Source organism: Bacillus sp. FSL K6-3312, from assembly GCF_038007485.1.
Lineage (GTDB): Bacteria > Bacillota > Bacilli > Bacillales > Bacillaceae > Bacillus > Bacillus pumilus.
Genome location: NZ_JBBOXI010000001.1, coordinates 2,047,576 through 2,062,758 on the forward strand (window position 1 = coordinate 2,047,576; position 15,183 = coordinate 2,062,758).

The window sequence follows — 15,183 nt, forward strand, 5'->3', positions numbered from 1 at the left end:
GAAACCCCCTGTTTATCGCAGGGGGTTTTCGTTTGCTTATTTATTGTCATCTGGTGCAGGTTGAGGTGTGACAAGGACATGCGTTACTTCTCCCTGCTCTTCCTCATCTACAATAAATGATCCATTGCTATAGCGGTCATTCGCCCTTAAAGTAGAGATATCAAGCGGAATCGTTGAACCCTTATCCGTATCAATTTCAAGTGTATCGTGCAGTGATGCAGCAATGACAGCCACAATACGGTGCGGGTTTTTCTTTAATTCTCTTAACATCAGAACTCCGCGTTTGGCTCTAGATGTTTTATCAAATTCAGAGAGGTTCATTCGCTTCACAGCCCCTCTTTGCGTTGTCAGCACGAGGACATTGTTTTTCGGATCAATGATCTGGCCAGAGACTACTTCGTCCCCATCCTTCAAGTTGATCCCTTTGACACCAGCCGCTCTCGGACCAACAACACTTACTTCTTCTTCATCAAACCACAATCCATAACCATTTTTCGTCGCAATAAACAATTCCTGCTGTCCTGATGTCACATGGACATCCACGAGTTCATCGTTCCCTTTTAGGTTCAAGGCGACAAGCGGTTTCGAATAGCGCTGCGCTTTATATTGCAGAAGCTCTGTTTTCTTCACCATTCCGCCTTTTGTAAAGAATAGAAGATACGACGTTTCATCAAATTCTTTAATTGGAATGGCTTTTTGGATCGATTCATCACGATCAATTGAAATGATATTCGTGATATGCTGCCCCATGTCTTTCCAGCGTATGTCTGGCAGTTGATGCACAGGACAATAAATGTAGCTCCCTTTATTCGTAAACAATAGAAGGACATCTGTTGTGTTCATTTCAAACTGATGAATCAGGCGGTCTGTATCCTTCATGCCAAAGTCCTTACCGTTAGAAGCAGCATAGGAGCGCTGGCTTGTCCGTTTGATGTACCCATCCTTCGTCACCGTGACGTAAACATCCTCTGAGGCGATCATCACTTCAAGGTTAATCTTAATTTCTTCGATTTTTTCCTCAATGAGAGATCGTCTCTCATCAGCATATGTCTTTTTGAGCTTTTTCAAACTGTTTGTAATGACCTTTAGCAGCTTTTTCTCGTTACCTAAAATGTCTTCAAGTTCTGCTATACGCACATCAAGCTCACTTGCTTCGTCTCTTAATTGCGTAATATCTGTATTCGTTAAACGATATAACTGGAGGGAAACAATCGCTTCTGATTGTGCTTCTGTAAAGTCATATTTATCCATCAAGTTATTTTTCGCATCTCGCTTATCATTAGAAGAGCGGATTGTGGCAATGACTTCATCTAAGATGGATAGCGCCTTAATTAATCCGTCTACAATATGGTGGCGTTCCTTCGCTTTTCGAAGCTCATATGCTGAGCGATTCGTCACCACTTCTTTTTGATGGGCAATATATGCATCAAGTATAGTTGTCAGCGTCATTAAGGTTGGTCTACGATTATGTATCGCTACCATATTAAAGTTATATGGGATTTGCAGATCTGAGTTTTTATATAAGAAATTCAAAACACCATTTGCATCTGCTTCTTTTTTCAGCTCTACTACGATTCGAAGCCCAGTCCGGTCAGTCTCGTCTCGAACCTCAGAAATTCCTTCCACTTTTCTTTCAATTCGGAACTCGTCCATCTTTTTGACAAGGTTGGCTTTATTCACTTCATAAGGAATCTCTGTGATCACAATTTGCTGGCGCCCGCCGCGGATGGTTTCAATCTCCGCTTTTCCGCGAATCATGATCTTTCCTTTGCCTGTTTCATAAGCCTTCTTAATGCCGTCTACCCCTTGAATGATACCGCCTGTTGGGAAATCTGGACCTTTGATGACCGTCATTAAATCCTCAACCGTACAATCCGGTTGTTCGATTCGTTTAATGACACCATCAATCACTTCTCCTAGATGATGCGGCGGGATATCAGTGGCATAACCAGCGGAAATCCCTGTTGATCCATTCACGAGAAGGTTTGGAAACATCGCTGGTAAAACAACGGGCTCCTTACTTGTATCATCAAAGTTTGCGACCAACTCGACCGTTTCCTTGTCTAAGTCCTTTAATAGCTCTGAAGCAATCGCAGAAAGCCTTGCTTCCGTATAACGCATGGCAGCAGGCGGATCACCATCGATACTCCCGTTATTTCCATGCATCTCAATGAGCACATTCCGTACTTTCCAATCCTGACTCATTCTCACCATCGCTTCATAAACAGATGAGTCACCGTGCGGATGATAGTTACCAATCACGTTACCGACTGTTTTCGCGGCTTTACGGAAGTTTTTATCTTGCGTGTTTCCTTCTGCGTACATCGCATATAAAATTCTTCGTTGTACAGGCTTTAGTCCATCTCGCGCATCTGGAAGCGCACGGTCTTGGATAATATATTTACTATAGCGACCAAACCGGTCTCCGATTACTTCTTCTAATGGTAAATCATGAAATCGTTCTTGTTGTGCCATGTTTAAACCTCCTCAGCTAGCGACAAGTTTTCATTTTCAAGAATGTTACTTTCCTCATCAAGTCCAAAGGCGACATTCTTTTCAATCCATTTACGTCGTGGTTCTACTTTGTCACCCATTAATGTCGTGACGCGGCGTTCCACACGTGCAGCATCGTCGATTTTGACTCTGACAAGTGTTCTCGATTCTGGATTCATTGTCGTTTCCCATAGCTGGTCGGCGTTCATTTCACCTAAACCTTTATAGCGCTGAATCGTGTACCCTTTTCCAACTTTCTTCAGTACGTCATCCATTTCTTCATCAGACCATGCGTACTCAATAACTTCTTTTTTCCCTGAGCCTTTGCTGACCTTATATAAAGGCGGTAGTGCAATAAACACTTTGCCATGCTCAATCAGCGGCTTCATATAGCGGTAGAAGAACGTGAGCAGAAGCACTTGAATATGGGCTCCATCTGTGTCAGCATCTGTCATGATCACGATTTTGTCATAATTGATGTCTTCTACATTAAAATCGACACCGACGCCTCCACCGATCGCATGAATAATGGTGTTGATTTCTTCATTTTTGAAAATATCAGCAAGTTTCGCTTTTTCTGTGTTAATGACCTTTCCACGAAGCGGCAGCACTGCTTGGAATTTACGGTCACGTCCTTGTTTTGCTGACCCGCCCGCTGAGTCGCCCTCTACTAGGTACAATTCGTTTCTTGCTGGGTTTCTAGATTGAGCAGGTGTTAATTTACCGCTCAGTGTTGCTTCGGACTTTTTCCGTTTCTTGCCGCTCCTTGCTTCTTCACGTGCTCTTCTAGCAGCTTCTCTTGCCTGCTGCGCTTTAATCGCTTTTCTCACAAGAAGAGTCGCTGTTTCACGGTTTTCTTCAAGGAAATAAGCCAGTTTTTCAGAAATAACAGCATCAACAGCTGAGCGAGCCTCACTTGTCCCAAGCTTTCCTTTTGTCTGGCCTTCAAATTGAAGCAGTTCTTCAGGAATTCTAACAGAAATAATAGCAGACAGCCCTTCGCGAATATCAGTACCTTCTAAATTTTTGTCTTTTTCTTTTAAAAAGGCTACTTTGCGCGCATATTCATTAAAGGCTCTTGTCATCGCCGTTTTGGCACCAGACTCATGCGTACCGCCATCTTTTGTTCTAACGTTATTGACGAAAGAAAGAATATTTTCCGAGTAGCCGTCATTGAATTGAAATGCAAAGTCTACTTCGATGGATTGATGCTCTCCTTCAAATGAGACCACTTCACTCAGAACATCTTTTTCTTCATTTAAATAAGCAACGAAGGCTTCAATGCCTGTCTCATAATAAAAGGTTTCTTGTACATCATGTCGTTCATCAATCAGCTCTATTTTTAATCCTTTTAATAAAAAGGCAGATTCTCTTAAACGTTCTGATAACGTATCGAAATTATAGGTTGTAACGCTGAACATGGATCGATCTGGTTTAAAATGAATCAGTGTTCCAGTTTTTTTCGTTTTTCCGACTTTTTCAAGTGACGTCACAGGTTTTCCGCCGTTTTCAAACCGCTGATGATATATATAGCCATCACGTTCAATTGTGACAGTGAGCCACTCTGACAGCGCGTTTACAACAGATGCCCCAACTCCGTGAAGCCCACCACTTGTTTTATATCCGCCTTGACCAAATTTTCCGCCTGCGTGAAGGACCGTTAAAATGATCTCAGGTGTCGGTTTTCCAAGCTTATGCATACCAGTAGGCATCCCGCGTCCTTTATCCTGGACGGAAATGCTGTTATCTTTATGTATTTTGACAACGATATGATCTCCATGGCCAGCGAGTACTTCATCGACAGAGTTGTCTACAATCTCATAGACAAGGTGATGGAGACCGCGTGAATCCGTTGACCCAATATACATTCCTGGACGTTTACGGACCGCTTCAAGTCCCTCTAGCACCTGAATAGAATCATCGTTATAATCTACTTGCTGCTTTTTAACCAAATGCTTAATCCCCTTTCACTAACAAACATAACCGGCAAACCATCAAATGATCTCTCTAGAATTTAATGATGATCATGCTGCTCATTACTGTCCACTTTAATAAGCTGCATCATCACCATGCATGCGTTTCAACAAAACATGCTCCTTTGCATGGCTATGAGAATGTTCTACATTCTGCAATGAGAACTAGAAGTCCATTATAAACAAGACTGTTTGATAAGCCAAATGCAATCATATGATGATTTTTACAAAACAGAACAAATGTTCTAACTTTATCTTATCGCTCTTTTTCTTGATATGCAAGATCACCGATATGTCCCTGTCGCCTTATTTTATCGCTTTCTTCTAGAATCGCAAATATATTTCTGTAACAAAAAAGCAAAAATCCTTGAAAACCAAGGATTTTTGACGATTTAATGAGTTTTTGTCATTGCATGAGCCACCTTGATACATAAATCCATGATGGCGACCTTGCCATTTTCCTCAATCAGCCTTTTCGCTTCTTCATGATAGATACCTTGCTGCGCCCAAAAAACAGGTGCGTCTATTTCAAGAAATTCTTCAGCCACCTCGGGCAAAAACTCTGAACGTCTAAATACATTGACGATATCAACATGCTCTTTGATCTCTTTTAGTGAAGCGACTGCTTTCACACCAAGTGCTTCATCGATCGTTGGATTCACCGGAATGATCTCATAACCGGCATCCTGCATCGCTTTAGACACCATATAAGACGTTCGGTGCGGCTGATCTGATAATCCAACAACAGCAATTCGTTTACTGCTTTTTAATATACGGCCAATTTCTTGTTTCGAAGGATGATTCATCCAAACACCCCTTTTTCTCTATTTTAGCGAACTTCTGCTTAAAAACAAAGCTGAATCCATCTGCATTTGATTTTTTCAAAAAAAGATCCCCATGTTTTTCATAAGATCATGTTAAAATGTAAGACAAGAGGGAGAATATAAAGGAGTTATGCAGATGTTAATTGCTTTGATGTTTATTTTGGCTTATCTTCTCGGCAGTATTCCATCCGGTCTCATTGTCGGGAAAGCTTCAAAGGGTATTGATATCCGTGAACATGGCAGCGGAAACCTAGGTGCGACGAATGCATTTCGTACGCTTGGCGTGAAAGCAGGGTCTATTGTTATTTCTGCTGATATTTTAAAGGGGACTCTCGCTTCTGCTTTACCGTTTTTCATGCAACTGGACATTCATCCCTTATTAGCAGGGGTTGCTGCTGTTATCGGTCACAGCTTTCCTATCTTTGCAAAATTTAAAGGGGGAAAAGCAGTCGCTACATCTGGCGGCGTGTTATTATTTTATGCCCCATTCTTATTTATCACGATGATCGCTGCTTTTTTCTTATTTTTATACATTAGTAAATATGTTTCATTATCATCTATGCTGACCGGCATCTATACATTCATTTACAGCATATTCACCAAAGACGTATTCTTAATCATTGTTGTTGCCGTTCTTGCTGGTTTTGTGATCTACAGACACATCGCCAACCTCAAACGAATCCTCAACAAAACTGAACCGAAAATCAAATGGCTCTAGCCGTTTCATAAGTTTCATTCTGTGGTAAAAGTAAAGAAAAGCTGTTTTTTGCATCCTGCATTTTAAAAAACAGCATGACTTCAAAAAAGGGGCGATCACATTGAAATTAACGATTAAAGAAGATGCACTCAATTGGTACAAGGATGAATTAGATTTAGAAAAAGGTGATCAAGTTCGCTTTTTTGTGAGATATGGCGGGTGCAGTAATGTACAAAAAGGCTTTTCTCTCGGCGTCGCAAAAGATGAACCTCAAAATGCCGGCGCAACCGCTGAAATAGAAGGTATTACTTTCTTCGTGGAAGAAAGTGATATTTGGTATTTTGACAACCATGATCTGCATATTGATTATAACGAGTCTGTAAAAGAACCAGAATTTCATTATGAATAAACAAAAAAGATACCTCCTCCCTCGGGTATCTTTTTTGTTTTATCCTTCAATATATAGCCCATATTCCTGAATGTTTCCTAAAGACCGCTCCTTTTGCAGGATTCTTTTTTGCGTTTCACCGATCAAGTCAAAGTGAGGAAACCCTGCGCGGTCATGAATCCATTCTTTTTTGAGTCCATGCTTTTCTCCCCACTCAATTAACTGCTTCATATCCTGACAGGCTGCTTTAGTGACGGTATTGGCATGCGGGAAACGGTCATCAAGCCAATAATGGGTTAAAAAGGCCATTTTTCCCTGCTGAACAGCTGTTTTCCACCCATTTAGATCGCTTCTTTTAAGACCAAACGCCATGAGTTAAACCTGCTTCTTCGACTGTTCATATACTTTGTGCCAGGCAGGAAATGCTTTTCTAAATTGAATCGGTCTAAATGTGTCTTTGTCTACACAAATATGCGAGGTTGTCCCTGTAATCGCTGTTTGTCCATCAGGCTTTTGAATTTCGTAGCCATACACCGTTTTGAGTCCATTGTATTCTTCAATCCAAGTATGAACTGTCGCTGTTTCACCGTACAAGAGTGGTTTTTTATATTTCACCTGCAAATCTATAACGGGTGCAAGAGCACCGTCTGCTTCTAGCTGTGCATAGGAAAATCCTAATTCTTTAATCAGTGCAGTTCTGCCGACTTCCATCCAGATTAAATAATTGGCATGATACACAATGCCCATTTGGTCTGTTTCTGCATAACGGACTTCTATTTCTTTTTTAGATACATACACGTTTTCATCGCTCTCCTATCAAAACCTAAGATCTCTGCCATTTTACCACAATCGAAATGGTTCTTCTAAAAGGAGGCAATAAAATAAACCAGGGATCCCTGGTTTATTCAGTATAGCCATTTTTTCTTGCTGCTTCTTCGTCCTTAATCTCAGAATGCATGGCATCAATGCTCATTTTTCGATTTTCATTTTTTTGCTTGATCATCTGTTTTTCTTGATCTGTCGAAAGGGCCATCGCTGCTTCAGATTCATCGATATTGTCAAGGGTGTTTTCGATCATATCTTGTAGCTTTTCAACATTATCAGAACGATCATCTGGATTGGATTGATATGACTTTTCATTCATCTTAATACCCTCCTTATTCGCCCTTCGTCTGGATCACATCAGGCTGTTCATTTGATTTATTATGCATCTTTTTACCTTTATTGCGTTTGTATGCTACAGGTTTTGTCCCTAAATGGTCTGGTGTAAACTGCGCTTGTTTATCATGCTCTCTACCCATCATTCATCCCTCCCTCTTTTTTAGGATGAACGAAAAAGGATAATTCATAACTTATTTCTGTCTAAATCGCTCTTCCAACTTTTCTTCAAGTTGGTTTAAAAATTCCTCATTGCTTAATAATTCTTTTTTATTTTCAAGTACAAGCTCTTCAAATGTACGTCGTTTTCTTCTTCTCATTGTACTCACCTCCAGTGTTTGTATTTCATTTTCGCCAAAACATTTAGAAAATAAGCAAAAAAGCTGAATCATTATAGATCCAGCTCTTGCTCAATTTCTTTTTTTGTCAGCATTTGATGCTTCACAGACATAATGCGTCCTTTTTCATCTAATATGTATGTCGTGGGGTATGAAAGCACCTGATATCGTGCTTGAATGCCTTTTTGATCCAATAAAATAGGAAAGCTCAGCTTTAATTCATCTGCAAATGCTGCAACATGATCTACACTTTTTTCTGTGGTCGTCAAATTCACAGCAAGTACTTCGACCTGATCATATTCACTTCTAATCGCAGCTAGATCTGGCATTTCTGTCCTACATGGCTTACACCATGTCGCCCAAAAATTGACGAGCACCTTTTTGCCTTGGTAATCAGATAACGAGGCCGTTTGACCGTCTAGGGTCTTAAGCTCAAAATCAGGGGCCTGATCCCCTTTTTCAAGACCGATTGCGGGCTCTTTTGGTTCAAGTAAATTCCACACAAGTAAACCAATCAACACAAGTAAAACAGCGCTTGCCATTCCTTTTTTCCACATGATTGATCCTCCACTATTTTAAAAAAGAAGAGAAAGCTGTCTAGGCGCCTTCTCTTCTTTGCTGTATGAGTATTAGTTGCTTGCCAATTTTTCACGAAGTACCATTTGAAGGATACCACCATGACGATAGTAGTCAATTTCGACTTCACTGTCAAAGCGAACAACCACTTCAAATGTTTTCTCATTGCCATCTGTATCAATTGCTTTCACAGTGACAAGATCACGTGGACGAACTGTTTCATCAACTTCAACTTCAAATGTTTCTGTTCCTGTTAGTCCATAAGTTTCTGCACTTTCTCCGTCTTTAAACTGTAACGGAAGTACACCCATGAAGACAAGGTTACTTCTGTGGATACGCTCAAAGCTTTCAGCTAGAACGAATTTAATTCCAAGAAGGTTTGTTCCTTTTGCAGCCCAGTCACGTGAAGAACCCATACCGTAGTCTTTACCTGCTAAGATCGCAAGACCTGTTCCATCTTCTTTATAACGCATGCATGCATCATAAATGGATGTTACTTCACCAGTTGGCCAGTACGTTGTATATCCGCCTTCTGTTCCTGGTGCGATTTGGTTCTTAATACGGATGTTTGCAAAAGTTCCTCTCATCATGACATGGTGGTTACCACGGCGAGATCCGTATGAGTTAAAGTCTCTAGGCGATACGCCTCTTTCTTGCAAGTATTTACCCGCAGGTGTGTCCTTACCAATCGCTCCAGCAGGTGAAATATGGTCCGTTGTGACAGAATCACCGAACTTCGCCACTACGCGCAAGCCTTTAAGCGGTTCAACTTTACCAGGTTCAACTGATAGGTTTTCAAAGAATGGTGGGTTATCAATGTATGTGGAATTTTCATCCCATTTGTACAATGCATCGTCCGTCGTTTTAATTTCATTCCAGCGGTCATTGCTGTCAAATACTGTTTCATACTCTGAGCGGAAGAGTTCAGGTGTCACTGTTCTTTTCACGACGCTGTTGATTTCGTCCATTGATGGCCAAATGTCATTGAAATAAACGTTCTCACCGTTTTTATCCACACCGATAGGGTCTTTTGTTAAATCAATATTCACCGTACCAGCAAGTGCATACGCCACAACTAATGGTGGAGATGCAAGGTAGTTTCCTTTCACAAGCGGATGGATACGTCCTTCAAAGTTACGGTTACCTGATAAAACAGAAGTGATCAGCAGATCATTTTCAGAGACAGCATCCTCAATTTCTTGCGCAAGCGGTCCTGAGTTACCGATACATGTTGTACAGCCATACCCAACAATGTTAAATCCAAGGTCTCTTAAGTATGGAAGAAGTCCTGAGTTCACGAGGTATCCTGTAACAACCTTAGAACCTGGCGCTAGTGACGTTTTCACGTAGTTTGGCACCTTCATACCAAGCTCACTTGCTTTCTTCGCAACAAGACCTGCTCCAATTAAGACATATGGGTTCGATGTATTCGTACAGCTCGTAATCGCTGCAATCGCAATCGCACCTGTCTTCATCACAGCTTTTTCACCATTTGCTAGATCAAATTCAATTTGTTTATCCAGCTCTGCTTTTTCTAATCCAAACCCTTGGTTACCAGCTGGGCTTTCAATGTGCTGATGGAACGTCTCTTTCATATCTGAAAGTGGAATCAAATCTTGTGGACGCTTTGGACCAGATAAGTTTGATTCAATTTTAGAAAGATCAATTTCCACAACATCCGTAAAAATTGGGTCCTCTACATCTGGCGTATAGAATAAGCCATTTGCGCGAGAATATTCTTCAACGATATTAATTTGCTCTTCATCACGTCCAGTAAGGCGAAGGTAAGCAAGAGCTTCCTCATCTACTGGGAAGAATCCGCAAGTAGCCCCGTATTCAGGCGCCATGTTCGCAATCGTTGCACGATCTGCTAACGGCAGCTGTGCAACTCCAGGTCCGAAGAATTCAACGAATTTGTTCACTACGCCTTTTTCACGCAGAACTTGTGTCACTTTTAATGCAAGGTCAGTTGCAGTCGTTCCGTTTGGAAGCTCTCCAACTAATTTAGCACCAATGACTTCTGGTACTGGGAAGTATGAAGGCTGACCGAGCATACCAGCTTCCGCTTCAATACCGCCAACGCCCCATCCAAGTACGCCGATCCCGTTGATCATGGTTGTATGAGAGTCAGTACCAACCAATGTATCTGGGTAAGTGATGATCTCGCCATCTTCTTCAATCGCATGAACAACACTTGCAAGATACTCTAAGTTTACTTGGTGAACAATTCCTGTTGCAGGCGGAACAGCTTGATAGTTATTAAACGCTTTCTTTGCCCAGCTAAGGAAGTTATAACGCTCTGCGTTACGTTCGAATTCTAAATCCATGTTAATGTTTAATGCATCTTCAGTTCCAGCTTTATCAACTTGTACTGAGTGGTCAATGACAAGGTCAACTGGAATTTCAGGGTTGATTTTATCCGGATCCCCGCCTACATCTGCCATTGCTTTTCTTAAAGAAGCAAGGTCAACGACGGCTGGTACACCCGTGAAGTCTTGTAAAATAACACGAGAAGGTTTAAATGGAACATCAATTTCTTTGACCTCGGCAGTTCCCCATTTTGCCAAGTTTTCAACGTGTTCCTTTTTGATCACTCTACCGTCTACTTGGCGAAGCACTGATTCTAAAAGTACCTTAATGGAATAAGGCAGCTTAGAAACATTTCCGATTCCTTGTTTCTCTAGTGCTTCTAACGAATAATAGTGATACGTTTTCCCATTTGTCGAAAACGTTTTTCTAGATTGAAAAGCGTCTTGTTTAGCGACTTGCTGCTGTTTCGACATATCCAAAATCCCCCTTTTGATGATCAAGATCAATTTCAATTCTCAGAAAAATCGTCGTATTTCACCACAATTTTCTCACAATTTCATCTTAAAACAAATTCATACATAAGTAAATAACAATGCTTTTATTAAATTCAATAAGTTTATCTTATCACTAGGAAATGATTACTCTTCATAATCCAAGCAGGGCAGGTTCATACTACAATTGAGGTGATAGAACATGACAAAACGTAAAGCAAATCATGTGATTGACGGCATGAACGCAGCCAAAAGCCAAGGGAATGGTGCAGGCTACATTGAAGATGACCAACTCGTTTTAACAGAAGAACAAAGACAAAACAATAAAAAACGTAAAAAAAACCAATAAGAAAGGAGCAAGCATCATGACGAATAAAAACTCAGGGAAAGACATCCGTCAAAACTCGCCTAAGGAGCATCAAGGCGGACAGCCTGAGCCATTATCAGGCAGTAAAAAAGTGAAAAACCGCAACCACACAAGACAAAAGCACAATTCTCATCACGATATGTAAACATTCTCCTCTCATCCCGTGGCAAAGCGGGATGTTTTAGGTCTTTCACACATTTCAGTTCTCAACATATCATTTATTATGAGATGTGATGGAGGAGTGTTTATGGAGAATGAAAAGCAATCGAATTCCTCTGGTTTTCTAGAAATAGATGATTGGCTTAATGTTTTAATGGATGATCCATTTGCCTGGTATGATGAACACCTCCCAATTGACCTTTATGAAACAAGCCGTGATTATATTATTGAGATTGATGTCTCCACCCTGTCGATCGCTGATGTAAAGCTGACCTTCGCTGGGCATGAGCTCACTCTCGCTTACACAGTACAAAAGCCAAATGATAAAGGCGAACAGCCAATTGAAAAAAGTGTCATGCTCCCTTTTTACTTGAACGACAAAGAGATTGAAACAGAATACGAAAACCGAATCATTTCGATAAGAATTAAAAAAAGTTCTGACCATTCAAGCGGGGCTTTTTCCTTTCAAATCCCGCACTTCAAACATTAAGAGCCCACCTTCATTTGGTGGGCTCTCTTCCGTTCATGTCAAGTCAATACCTTTTGCGAACCACCATGGCCAAATAGTAGAGTCGCTATATGATAAGGTATTCTTTTTTTACTAGATGGTTTGGGTCTTTCTAGTAAATGGGCAGTTATGAATGAAAAAAGGCGTTCATAGAGATGAGAGACATACATTTTTGTTATTTTCTTCTATCATGTCTTCATGTAAAATAAGATGAGAGACGAGAGGTATAAGGGGTGAGAACATGTTAAGCGGCTGGTTTTTGTGGTTCATTTTATTTTGGGGCACGGTGATGATCGGATTACTCGCAATCGGTGGCTTTTTTATGTTTCGCAAATTTTTAAAACGATTGCCGAAGGAAGATGGGAAATCAGAGCTTGATTGGCAGGATGAATATATTCAAAAGAGCCTCCACCTATGGCGGGAAGAAGACAAACAGCTTTTAAATGAACTTGTATTACCTGTTCCAGAGCTGTTTAGAGATGTCGCCAAAGAAAAAATTGCAGGAAAAATTGGCGAGCTGGCTTTAAAAGAACAAGCTGCCAGCATTAATTTAGACTTAATCATTCGCGGCTATATTATCGCTACACCAAAGCGTGATCATAAGTTTTTATTGAAGCGCCTTCAAGAAAAAAACATCGATCATACGCCATATGAAGCATTATTAAAATAACCTCCTTATAAAAAGGAGGTTTAATTCATTTGAACCTGTTGCGGATCTAATTGCTTAGATATCTTTCTAAACGACAAATACATAGCAACGCGCCAAGGTACAATCATGCCAAAAGCAAGTATCCAAAACATTCCGCTTAGAGAGCCATAATCAATAGAAGAACTCAGGATCGTCTTCATCCCGATACGAAGAACAAGAAGTCCAATGAGAATAAACACAAATGCTTTTGACCGCTTTAAGTAAATCTCGTTCCCTCTAATTTCAAACTTTGATGTTTTGATTAAAAAGATGGAGAAAAACATCCCCACTGTGATCGCTTCAAGAAATTCAGCTCCAGTTACCTGAAACATTGGAACAAAAAACATCAGTGCACCAGTGCTCATAAAAATAGGAGGTAATATAATTTTTTTTGCGGTTGCCGGTTTCGCAGATGACTTAATGCGAATAAACATGACGGCTACCGCCATACATATTGCAATTATAGAAGAGATTAAGACCATCATATCAAATCATTCCTTTATTCTTTAAGGTCAGCCTATGTATAATATACTCCAATTGACGAAAAAAAACCATTCGCCGCGACTGTAGAAAACGATTTCAAAAGCCTGTAAATCCGCCAAACAATGATGAGAACATGATGATAATCCATGTGAGAAGATCAAAGAACAGCAATAGCCCTACCACAATCATAATGATCCCGCCAATTTTCATGATAAGCTGCTGACGCTTTCTGATCCACGCCATTTTCGTAATGAAAAAGGAGAGAACAAAAAATGGAACGCCAAATCCAAATACATACGCAATCATATAAGGCACAGCCGACTCTGGATTGTTACTAGCAAGTGCGATAACGGCAGATAAAATAGGTCCTGTACAAGGTGTCCAACCAGCGGCAAAGCCCATTCCAATGAGAATCGATCCAAAAAAACCAGCAGGACGATTTTTAAACTGCATTCTCTTTTCGCCCATGAGGAAAGAAGGCTGAAATACACCAAGAGTCATAAAACCAAAGAAAATAATGAGGATAGCTCCAACCTGGCGAATCGCTTGATGGTAATCATCAAAAAACTTCCCAACAAACGATGTCCCAAAGCCTATCGCAATAAAGATAATAGAGAAACCAATTAAAAAGAATAAGGTATGAAGCAGACTTCTTCTTCTCAGCATCACCTTCTCAGATTTCACTTCATCCATACTAACGCCCGTAATATAAGATAAAAACGCTGGATAAAGCGGCAGACAGCACGGTGAGATAAAAGAAAGGATTCCTGCTCCGAAAGCTAAAAAGTAATTCAAATCTGTCAAAAGAACACCCCCTTCTTACAATATACAATAAGAGATGACAAAATCATTTCATTTTTTTTACATCCTCTCAATAAAGATGGTCTATTCTCTTAAAACCTTATATAATTTAATTTGACATCGAGATAACGAATCCTTTAAATTTGAAAATAAACCTGAAAATGGATATAATAGAATCGATTCTTTTTATCAAGATTTGCATGAAAGGAACATGACTTTGGTAAAAACATCATTATTAACTCAAATCGAAGAAAAAAGAGAAGAGCTGATGAAAGTTGTGATGCACAATGGGATGACATCAACAGTAACCATTGAACATAGCCAGCAGCTAGATCATCTCCTCTTACAATATCAACGACACTTACACTCAAACTCAGCCAACTAATCATATCTCATGATATTTATCATGCTGCACGATTTTTAGAACAGTTGATATGTGTGACCATAAACGAAACAAAAACCTCTGATAACAGGGGTTTTTGTTTTTTAGCAGGAAGCTGAAGCCAAAATAAAAACCACCTTCCCTGCTTCATTTAGGCAAGTACAGTGGTTTTAAAGCGTCTGATGAAGGTGAATTCATAAAGAAAGGACAACGCTTGTCCACTCTTTATAACCATGTTCCATCTATGATCATAATATCGTACGTATTATTTCGCTTGGTTGTTCATGGCTTTCATCATTTGATTGATTTTCTTCTGGGACGGTTTCATGCCCATTTGCATCATCATCATTCGAAGCATTTGTTCATTAATTGGTGGATTCTTTTTCAAGTAGCTCATCATATACTTACGAGCAATAAAGAATCCGAGTGCAACTCCTGCAAGCAGTGCAACAACGCCTACAAGGATGACAACCCATAAATCCATAATTCTTCCTCCTTCATGTTGTCTCGTATAAAGTGTACTAAACAAAAGGCTATTATACAACAT

General features: G+C 40.2%; 20 protein-coding genes. 7 read left to right on the plus strand and 13 right to left on the minus strand.

The genetic code is table 11. From position 1 onward, the window contains the following. Positions 1 to 36: 36 nt before the first annotated feature. The 3 genes from parC to MHI11_RS10690 all read right to left on the minus strand — a co-directional run bounded on the left by parC (position 37) and on the right by MHI11_RS10690 (position 5,272). Positions 37 to 2,475, minus strand: a complete 2,439-nt coding sequence (gene parC, locus MHI11_RS10680) for a DNA topoisomerase IV subunit A (protein WP_340910979.1) — start codon at positions 2,473 to 2,475, stop codon at positions 37 to 39. A 2-nt stretch (positions 2,476 to 2,477) separates the two neighbouring features. After that, positions 2,478 to 4,445 carry a DNA topoisomerase IV subunit B gene (parE, locus tag MHI11_RS10685; protein WP_340961052.1) on the minus strand — a complete coding sequence of 656 codons (1,968 nt, stop codon included), beginning with the start codon at positions 4,443 to 4,445 and terminating at the stop codon, positions 2,478 to 2,480. 413 nt (positions 4,446 to 4,858) lie between these two features. Continuing rightward, the gene (locus MHI11_RS10690; protein ID WP_065097374.1) at positions 4,859 to 5,272 is read right to left on the minus strand and encodes a CoA-binding protein; all 414 of its coding nucleotides are present in this window, start codon (positions 5,270 to 5,272) and stop codon (positions 4,859 to 4,861) included. 154 nt (positions 5,273 to 5,426) lie between these two features. Between MHI11_RS10690 and plsY the strand changes: the two genes are divergently transcribed. Both plsY and MHI11_RS10700 read left to right on the plus strand, forming a co-directional pair. Beyond that, entirely contained in the window at positions 5,427 to 6,008 is a 582-nt protein-coding gene (gene plsY / locus MHI11_RS10695) for a glycerol-3-phosphate 1-O-acyltransferase PlsY (protein WP_044141399.1), read from the plus strand. Positions 6,009 to 6,108: 100 nt separating this feature from the next. After that, positions 6,109 to 6,396: a HesB/YadR/YfhF family protein gene (locus tag MHI11_RS10700; protein ID WP_003210876.1), complete on the plus strand. Its 288-nt coding sequence runs from the start codon at positions 6,109 to 6,111 to the stop codon at positions 6,394 to 6,396. 39 nt (positions 6,397 to 6,435) lie between these two features. On the opposite strand, the gene MHI11_RS10705 is transcribed toward MHI11_RS10700, so the two are convergent. The 7 genes from MHI11_RS10705 to acnA form a co-directional block, all read right to left on the minus strand. Further along, on the minus strand, positions 6,436 to 6,747 hold the full coding sequence (locus MHI11_RS10705) for a hypothetical protein (protein ID WP_044141400.1): 312 nt from the start codon (positions 6,745 to 6,747) through the stop codon (positions 6,436 to 6,438). A 3-nt stretch (positions 6,748 to 6,750) separates the two neighbouring features. Beyond that, positions 6,751 to 7,173 (minus strand): acyl-CoA thioesterase, encoded by a 423-nt coding sequence (locus MHI11_RS10710; RefSeq protein ID WP_003211985.1) that lies wholly within the window; start codon positions 7,171 to 7,173, stop codon positions 6,751 to 6,753. Between the two features lie 103 nt (positions 7,174 to 7,276). Continuing rightward, complete coding sequence (gene tlp, locus MHI11_RS10715) at positions 7,277 to 7,519, minus strand: small acid-soluble spore protein Tlp (protein WP_340961054.1); 243 nt, start codon at positions 7,517 to 7,519, stop codon at positions 7,277 to 7,279. A 13-nt stretch (positions 7,520 to 7,532) separates the two neighbouring features. Beyond that, positions 7,533 to 7,676: an acid-soluble spore protein N gene (locus tag MHI11_RS10720; RefSeq protein ID WP_008357830.1), complete on the minus strand. Its 144-nt coding sequence runs from the start codon at positions 7,674 to 7,676 to the stop codon at positions 7,533 to 7,535. A gap of 51 nt (positions 7,677 to 7,727) precedes the next feature. Beyond that, positions 7,728 to 7,853, minus strand: a complete 126-nt coding sequence (locus MHI11_RS10725) for an FbpB family small basic protein (protein WP_003211002.1) — start codon at positions 7,851 to 7,853, stop codon at positions 7,728 to 7,730. Between the two features lie 71 nt (positions 7,854 to 7,924). Continuing rightward, entirely contained in the window at positions 7,925 to 8,428 is a 504-nt protein-coding gene (locus MHI11_RS10730; RefSeq protein ID WP_340961055.1) for a TlpA family protein disulfide reductase, read from the minus strand. Positions 8,429 to 8,500: 72 nt separating this feature from the next. Further along, on the minus strand, positions 8,501 to 11,230 hold the full coding sequence (gene acnA, locus MHI11_RS10735; RefSeq protein WP_340961056.1) for an aconitate hydratase AcnA: 2,730 nt from the start codon (positions 11,228 to 11,230) through the stop codon (positions 8,501 to 8,503). A 220-nt stretch (positions 11,231 to 11,450) separates the two neighbouring features. Here acnA and sspO point away from each other — a divergent pair, with 220 nt between their 5' ends. The 4 genes from sspO (at position 11,451) to MHI11_RS10755 (ending at position 12,952) form a co-directional block, all read left to right on the plus strand. Continuing rightward, positions 11,451 to 11,597, plus strand: coding sequence for a small acid-soluble spore protein O (gene sspO / locus MHI11_RS10740; protein WP_034660777.1), 147 nt, complete (start codon positions 11,451 to 11,453; stop codon positions 11,595 to 11,597). Between the two features lie 16 nt (positions 11,598 to 11,613). After that, a complete protein-coding gene (locus tag MHI11_RS10745; RefSeq protein ID WP_044141403.1) occupies positions 11,614 to 11,760 on the plus strand; it encodes a small acid-soluble spore protein P in 147 nt (48 codons plus the stop codon). A gap of 102 nt (positions 11,761 to 11,862) precedes the next feature. After that, a complete protein-coding gene (locus MHI11_RS10750; protein WP_044141404.1) occupies positions 11,863 to 12,264 on the plus strand; it encodes an Hsp20/alpha crystallin family protein in 402 nt (133 codons plus the stop codon). 259 nt (positions 12,265 to 12,523) lie between these two features. After that, positions 12,524 to 12,952, plus strand: coding sequence for a DUF2621 domain-containing protein (locus MHI11_RS10755; RefSeq protein ID WP_044141405.1), 429 nt, complete (start codon positions 12,524 to 12,526; stop codon positions 12,950 to 12,952). 20 nt (positions 12,953 to 12,972) lie between these two features. On the opposite strand, the gene MHI11_RS10760 is transcribed toward MHI11_RS10755, so the two are convergent. After that, on the minus strand, positions 12,973 to 13,455 hold the full coding sequence (locus MHI11_RS10760) for a CcdC family protein (protein ID WP_044141406.1): 483 nt from the start codon (positions 13,453 to 13,455) through the stop codon (positions 12,973 to 12,975). 94 nt (positions 13,456 to 13,549) lie between these two features. After that, a complete protein-coding gene (locus MHI11_RS10765) occupies positions 13,550 to 14,257 on the minus strand; it encodes a cytochrome c biogenesis CcdA family protein (RefSeq protein ID WP_340961057.1) in 708 nt (235 codons plus the stop codon). Positions 14,258 to 14,465: 208 nt separating this feature from the next. Here MHI11_RS10765 and MHI11_RS10770 point away from each other — a divergent pair, with 208 nt between their 5' ends. Continuing rightward, on the plus strand, positions 14,466 to 14,639 hold the full coding sequence (locus tag MHI11_RS10770; RefSeq protein ID WP_371475009.1) for an aspartyl-phosphate phosphatase Spo0E family protein: 174 nt from the start codon (positions 14,466 to 14,468) through the stop codon (positions 14,637 to 14,639). Between the two features lie 262 nt (positions 14,640 to 14,901). On the opposite strand, the gene MHI11_RS10775 is transcribed toward MHI11_RS10770, so the two are convergent. Beyond that, the gene (locus MHI11_RS10775) at positions 14,902 to 15,120 is read right to left on the minus strand and encodes a YneF family protein (protein WP_003212379.1); all 219 of its coding nucleotides are present in this window, start codon (positions 15,118 to 15,120) and stop codon (positions 14,902 to 14,904) included. Positions 15,121 to 15,183 lie beyond the last annotated feature (63 nt).

Bases quoted from the DNA above. Each gene is read 5' to 3' on its own strand.
- MHI11_RS10690 (WP_065097374.1), bottom strand. From the start codon at position 5,272: ATGAATCATCCTTCGAAACAAGAAATTGGCCGTATATTAAAAAGCAGT.
- MHI11_RS10770 (WP_371475009.1), top strand. From the start codon at position 14,466: ATGACTTTGGTAAAAACATCATTATTAACTCAAATCGAAGAAAAAAGA.
- MHI11_RS10725 (WP_003211002.1), bottom strand. From the start codon at position 7,853: ATGAGAAGAAGAAAACGACGTACATTTGAAGAGCTTGTACTTGAAAAT.
- MHI11_RS10720 (WP_008357830.1), bottom strand. From the start codon at position 7,676: ATGGGTAGAGAGCATGATAAACAAGCGCAGTTTACACCAGACCATTTA.
- MHI11_RS10750 (WP_044141404.1), top strand. From the start codon at position 11,863: ATGGAGAATGAAAAGCAATCGAATTCCTCTGGTTTTCTAGAAATAGAT.
- tlp (WP_340961054.1), bottom strand. From the start codon at position 7,519: ATGAATGAAAAGTCATATCAATCCAATCCAGATGATCGTTCTGATAAT.
- plsY (WP_044141399.1), top strand. From the start codon at position 5,427: ATGTTAATTGCTTTGATGTTTATTTTGGCTTATCTTCTCGGCAGTATT.
- MHI11_RS10705 (WP_044141400.1), bottom strand. From the start codon at position 6,747: ATGGCGTTTGGTCTTAAAAGAAGCGATCTAAATGGGTGGAAAACAGCT.
- MHI11_RS10745 (WP_044141403.1), top strand. From the start codon at position 11,614: ATGACGAATAAAAACTCAGGGAAAGACATCCGTCAAAACTCGCCTAAG.
- acnA (WP_340961056.1), bottom strand. From the start codon at position 11,230: ATGTCGAAACAGCAGCAAGTCGCTAAACAAGACGCTTTTCAATCTAGA.
- MHI11_RS10775 (WP_003212379.1), bottom strand. From the start codon at position 15,120: ATGGATTTATGGGTTGTCATCCTTGTAGGCGTTGTTGCACTGCTTGCA.
- parC (WP_340910979.1), bottom strand. From the start codon at position 2,475: ATGGCACAACAAGAACGATTTCATGATTTACCATTAGAAGAAGTAATC.
- sspO (WP_034660777.1), top strand. From the start codon at position 11,451: ATGACAAAACGTAAAGCAAATCATGTGATTGACGGCATGAACGCAGCC.
- MHI11_RS10730 (WP_340961055.1), bottom strand. From the start codon at position 8,428: ATGTGGAAAAAAGGAATGGCAAGCGCTGTTTTACTTGTGTTGATTGGT.
- MHI11_RS10755 (WP_044141405.1), top strand. From the start codon at position 12,524: ATGTTAAGCGGCTGGTTTTTGTGGTTCATTTTATTTTGGGGCACGGTG.
- MHI11_RS10760 (WP_044141406.1), bottom strand. From the start codon at position 13,455: ATGATGGTCTTAATCTCTTCTATAATTGCAATATGTATGGCGGTAGCC.